The 5,893-nt window shown below is 57.2% G+C and carries 5 protein-coding genes; 2 read left to right on the top strand and 3 right to left on the bottom strand.

Annotation, left to right across the window (positions count from 1 at the left end; translation table 11 throughout):
• Window positions 1-61 precede the first annotated feature (61 nt).
• Window positions 62-2,095, top strand: coding sequence for a methionine--tRNA ligase (metG, locus tag DEO48_RS12200; RefSeq protein ID WP_032658904.1), 2,034 nt, complete (start codon window positions 62-64; stop codon window positions 2,093-2,095).
• A gap of 106 nt (window positions 2,096-2,201) precedes the next feature.
• On the opposite strand, the gene DEO48_RS12205 is transcribed toward metG, so the two are convergent.
• From DEO48_RS12205 to DEO48_RS12215, 3 genes are read right to left on the bottom strand one after another with little or no spacing between them, the layout of a single operon-like run.
• Window positions 2,202-2,672 carry a DUF1456 family protein gene (locus DEO48_RS12205; protein WP_023312442.1) on the bottom strand — a complete coding sequence of 157 codons (471 nt, stop codon included), beginning with the start codon at window positions 2,670-2,672 and terminating at the stop codon, window positions 2,202-2,204.
• Window positions 2,673-2,718: 46 nt separating this feature from the next.
• Window positions 2,719-3,438, bottom strand: coding sequence for a two-component system response regulator BtsR (gene btsR, locus DEO48_RS12210; RefSeq protein WP_023312443.1), 720 nt, complete (start codon window positions 3,436-3,438; stop codon window positions 2,719-2,721).
• Complete coding sequence (locus tag DEO48_RS12215) at window positions 3,432-5,117, bottom strand: sensor histidine kinase (protein ID WP_025913217.1); 1,686 nt, start codon at window positions 5,115-5,117, stop codon at window positions 3,432-3,434. Before DEO48_RS12215 ends, btsR begins: the two co-directional genes overlap by 7 nt.
• Before the next feature lie 217 nt (window positions 5,118-5,334).
• Here DEO48_RS12215 and DEO48_RS12220 point away from each other — a divergent pair.
• The coding region (locus tag DEO48_RS12220; RefSeq protein WP_109845312.1) for a MerR family transcriptional regulator at window positions 5,335-5,893 on the top strand (559 nt) is incomplete at its 3' end.

Consider the following 5,893-nt stretch of genomic DNA (forward strand, 5'->3'; position numbering starts at 1 on the left):
ATAATGCCCCTTTTGGTAATATCGAAAACCCTTTTCACAGTTAAAAGAAGTAATGCCTACTATGACTCAAGTCGCGAAGAAAATTCTGGTAACGTGCGCACTGCCGTACGCCAACGGCTCAATCCACCTCGGCCACATGCTGGAGCATATCCAGGCTGATGTCTGGGTCCGTTACCAGCGAATGCGCGGCCACGAGGTTAATTTCATCTGTGCGGACGATGCTCACGGCACGCCGATCATGCTGAAAGCGCAGCAGCTGGGGATTTCCCCGGAGCAGATGATTGCCGAAATGAGTCAGGAGCATCAGACCGATTTTGCTGGCTTTGACATCAGCTATGACAACTATCACTCCACGCACAGCGACGAAAACCGCGAGCTGTCGGAGCTGATCTACACCCGTCTGAAAGAGAACGGTTTTATCAAAAACCGCACCATCTCTCAGCTGTACGATCCGGAAAAAGGCATGTTCCTGCCGGACCGTTTCGTCAAAGGCACCTGCCCGAAATGTAAATCCCCGGACCAGTACGGCGATAACTGCGAAGTGTGCGGCGCAACCTACAGCCCGACCGAGCTTATCGAGCCGAAATCCGTGGTTTCCGGCGCCACGCCTGTGATGCGTGACTCCGAGCACTTCTTCTTCGACCTGCCGTCCTTCAGCGAAATGCTGCAGGCGTGGACCCGCAGCGGCGCGCTGCAGGAACAGGTGGCGAACAAAATGCAGGAGTGGTTCGAATCCGGCCTGCAGCAATGGGATATCTCCCGCGATGCGCCGTACTTCGGCTTTGAAATCCCGAACGCGCCGGGCAAATACTTCTACGTCTGGCTGGACGCGCCAATCGGCTACATGGGCTCCTTCAAGAACCTGTGCGACAAGCGTGGCGACACCGTCAGCTTCGACGAATACTGGAAGAAAGATTCCACGGCAGAGCTGTATCACTTTATCGGTAAAGACATCGTTTATTTCCACAGCCTGTTCTGGCCGGCGATGCTGGAAGGCAGCAACTTCCGCAAGCCAACCAACCTGTTCGTACACGGCTACGTGACGGTGAACGGCGCCAAGATGTCCAAGTCTCGCGGGACGTTCATTAAGGCCAGCACCTGGCTGAACCACTTCGACGCGGACAGCCTGCGCTACTACTACACCGCTAAGCTCTCTTCCCGCATCGACGACATCGACCTGAACCTGGAAGATTTCGTGCAGCGAGTGAACGCGGACATTGTCAACAAGGTGGTGAACCTGGCCTCCCGTAACGCGGGCTTTATCGCCAAGCGTTTTGACGGCGTGATGGCGGCTGAACTGGCTGATCCTGCCCTGTATAAAACCTTTACCGACGCGGCAGCCACCATTGGCGACGCGTGGGAAACCCGTGAGTTCGGCAAAGCGGTGCGCGAAATCATGGCCCTGGCTGACCTGGCGAACCGCTATGTCGACGAGCAGGCACCGTGGGTTGTCGCGAAACAGGAAGGCCGCGATGCCGACCTGCAGGCCATCTGCTCCATGGGCATCAACCTGTTCCGCGTGCTGATGACGTACCTGAAGCCGGTTCTGCCTCAGCTGGCAGCCCGTGCTGAAGCGTTCCTGAACACCGAACTGACCTGGGATGCCATGGCGCAGCCGCTGCTCGGCCACAAGGTGAACACCTTCAAGGCGCTGTACAACCGCATCGAGATGAAGCAGGTTGAAGCTCTGGTGGAAGCGTCTAAAGAAGAGGTGAAGGCGGCTGCGGCACCGGTTACCGGCCCGCTGGCGGACGATCCGATTCAGGAGACCATTACCTTTGACGATTTCGCCAAAGTCGACCTGCGCGTGGCACTGATCGAAAACGCGGAATTCGTGGAAGGTTCTGACAAGCTGCTGCGCCTGACGCTGGATCTGGGCGGCGAGAAGCGTAACGTCTTCTCCGGCATCCGTTCAGCCTACCCGGACCCGCAGGTGCTGATCGGTCGTCAGACCGTGATGGTGGCGAACCTGGCGCCGCGCAAAATGCGCTTCGGCATCTCTGAAGGGATGGTGATGGCCGCAGGCCCTGGCGGGAAAGATATCTTCCTGTTAAGCCCTGATGAAGGCGCAAAGCCTGGGCAGCAGGTGAAATAACAAAAAAGCCGGAGATTCTCTCCGGCTTTTTTTATGGCGTTTTGTGTTCTCCCTCTCCACGTGGGAGAGGGTCGGGGTGAGGGCATCAGGCCGCACCCTACCGCCTTTACGCCTTGGGGTGATGCACCCGGTGGGTCAGCCCGCGCAGGAAATTACGCAGGAACTGGTCGCCGCACTCGCGGTAGTTTTTGTGGTCCGGCGCGCGCATCATGGCGGTCACTTCCGGCACGGATACGCGGTATTTTTGCTCGGTCATGATCGCCACAATATCGTCCGTTTTCAGCGAGAACGCGATGCGCAGCTTTTTCAGCACCGTGTTGTTGTTCACGCGACGCTCCAGCGCCAGCTCCGGCGCAGCCGGATCTTTGCCACGCTTATCGTAAATCAGACCGTTCAGGAAACCCGACAGAATAATGTCCGGGCAGCGAACAAAGCCCTCTTCGTCTTCTTTGGTCATCCAGGTATCGAAACCGGCAGACGTGGATTCCATGTCCGACAGCGCAAGAATGCGCACCATGTCGTTATTGTTTGCTTTCAGGGTGTAGCGCAGGCTACGAAGAATGTCGTTACTTAGCATAGAGCCTTCGAATGTCGATGATGCAATGGCGCGCAGTGTACCAGTTTTACAGGCCAATCGCCTCTTTCAAACTCTTGAGATAGCGACGGCTGACGGGTACCGTTTGCCCGGCACGCAGCACCAGCTCGGCCTGGCCGTTATCTTCCAGGCGAATCTCTTTCAGGTGCGCCATGTTCACCAGATACTGGCGATGGCAGCGGATCAGCGGCGTGCGGCTCTCCAGCGTGCGCAGGGTCAGCTCGGTAAATCCTTCATTCCCTTCCGCGCTGGTGACAAACACCCCGCTCAGGCGGCTGCTGACAAACGCCACATCATCCATTTGCAGAAGATAAATCCGGCTGTGCCCGGTGCAGGGGATAAACTTCAGCGGCTGCTGGTTTTCCGGCAGCAGCGTGACGTCCTGTACGGTTCGCTCCTGGCGTAAACGGGTGAGCGTTTTTTCCAGACGCTTCTCTTCAATCGGCTTGAGTAAATAGTCAAACGCGTGCTCCTCAAAGGCCTTAACGGCATATTCGTCGAACGCCGTCAGAAACACGATATAGGGGCGATGCGCCGGGTCGAGCATGCCGACCATCTCCAGCCCGCTAATGCGGGGCATCTGAATATCGAGGAACAGCACGTCCGGGCGCAGCTTGTGCACCGCGCCGATGGCCTCAATGGCGTTCGCGCACTCACCCACAATCTCAATATCAGGCTGCTCCTGCAGCAGAACGCGCAGGTTTTCTCGTGCCAGCGGCTCGTCATCCACGATCAGCACTCTTAACATGCGTTTTCCTCCAGCGGCAGTCGTACGGTAATACGGGTAAATCGGTCTGGCTCACAGGCGACGGTAATCCCACAGTCGTCGCCAAAATGGGCGCGCAGGCGTTTATCCACCAGGCTCATCCCTAAACCGCCGGAGGCGGAAGGCTGATAAAGCCCGGCATTATCTTCAATATCCAGCACCAGGTGATGGTTGAATCGGCTGGCGGCAATGGTTATCTCCCCCCTTCCCAGCAGCTGTGATGTACCGTGCTTAATGGCGTTTTCGACAATCGGCTGCAGGGTAAAGGCCGGAAGATGCTGATACGCCAGCTCGTCCGGCACGGAGAGCGACACCTGCAGACGCGACTGGAAACGCGCCTGCTCAATCTGCAGATAGGCATTCACGTGCTCAATCTCATCGGCGAGGGTCACGATCTCCGACGGCCGCTTCAGGTTCTTGCGGAAAAAGGTCGACAGAAACTGCACCAGTTGGGCGGCCTGATCGCTGTCGCGGCGGATCACCGCTTTAAGCGTATTGAGGGCGTTGAACAGGAAATGCGGATTGACCTGCGCATGTAGCAGCTTAATCTCCGACTGCGTCAGCAGGGCTTTCTGCCGCTCATACTGCCCGGCGAGGATTTGCGCGGACAGCAGCTGGGCGATCCCCTCCCCCAGCGTGCGGTTGATGGAGCTGAACAGACGGTTTTTCGCCTCATACAGCTTGATGGTGCCCATCACCCGCTGATTCTCGCCGCGAAGTGGAATCACCAGCGTGGAGCCCAGCTTGCACTGGGGATGCAGCGAACAGCGGTAAGGCACTTCGTTACCGTCGGCATACACCACCTCGCCGGTTTCGATGGCGCGCAGCGTATAGGCTGAGGAGATCGGCTTGCCCGGCAGATGGTGATCGTCGCCCGTACCGGTAAAGGCCAGCAGCTTTTCCCGATCGGTTATCGCCACCGCGCCGATATCCAGCTCCTTGTAGAGCACCTGGGCCACCTTCATGCTGTTCTCTTCGTTGAACCCCTGGCGCAGGATCCCTTCCGTCGAGGCGGCAACCTTCAGCGCCGTGGCGGAAAAGGCCGAGGTGTACTTCTCAAACATGGCGCGCTTGTCGAGCAGGATGCGCATAAACAGCGCCGCGCCCACGGTATTGGTCACCATCATCGGAGCGGCAATGCTGCTGACCAGGTGCAGCGCATCCTCAAACGGACGGGCAATCAGCAGAATGATCGCCATCTGCGCCATTTCGGCCACAAAGGTAATGGCACCGGCGGTGAGCGGGCTGAAGACTTTATCCGGGCGACCGCGCTTGATCATATAGCTGTGCACCAGGCCGCCGAGAAGCCCTTCAACGATCGTGGAGATCATACAGCTCAGCGCCGTCATCCCGCCCATGGAATAGCGATGCAGCCCCCCGGTTAAACCGACAAGCCCCCCGACGACGGGACCGCCGAGCAGCCCGCCCATCACCGCGCCGATAGCGCGCGTATTGGCAATAGAGTCTTCGATATGAAGACCAAACCAGGTCCCCATAATGCAGAATATGGAAAATACGACGTAGCAGAGGAATTTGTGCGGCAGACGGACGGTGACCTGCATCAGCGGGATAAACAGGCGCGTTTTGCTCATCAGCCAGGCTATGACCAGAAACACGCACATCTGCTGAAGCAACAGCAGCACCAGGTTAAACTCGTACATACTCAAAACCGCACACGCTAAAAACGCGTAACATACACTGATGCGGGTTTACTTTCTTTGAAGCATCCCAAAAAAGCGCAAAATCGTGTCCGTTATCACACCTTTTTCTGAATATCGCGCATGCTTCGCATTGTTTGTTCAAAAATCAATCAATCCTTCCTGGTTCGTCAAAGTGGGTCTACAGTTAAGCTGGGAACGCGTAAGCCAGGGGGCGAATATGGCGCTTTACACGATAGGTGAAGTGGCACTCCTTTGTGATATCAATCCCGTTACCCTACGGGCGTGGCAGCGACGGTATGGATTGCTTAAACCGCAGAGGACCGACGGTGGGCATCGCCTTTTCAATGAGGCCGATATCGACCGCATCCGCGAAATTAAAAGCTGGATCGACAACGGAGTGCAGGTCGGCAAAGTGAAGTCCCTGCTGAGCCATGATGACCCGGACACGCAACACCTCTGGCGCGAACAACAGGAAACATTGTTGAGACTCCTCCAGGCGGGCAATCTTCAGCGCCTGCGCGCATGGATAAAAGAGCAGGGCCGCGACTATCCGGCACAGACTCTGATCAGCCATCTTTTCATTCCGCTCCGTCGACGTCTTCAGTGCCAGCAGTCCACCCTACAGGCGCTGCTCAGCATGCTCGACGGGGTGCTGATCAACTACATTGCCGTCTGCCTTGCCTCAGCGAAGAACAAAGCCGGAAAAGATGCGCTGGTTGTCGGCTGGAACGTGCACGATACCACCCGCCTGTGGCTGGAAGCGTGGATTGCGACCC

The sequence above is a fragment of the Enterobacter sp. CGMCC 5087 genome (assembly GCF_003144775.1).
Lineage (GTDB): Bacteria > Pseudomonadota > Gammaproteobacteria > Enterobacterales > Enterobacteriaceae > Enterobacter > Enterobacter cloacae_M.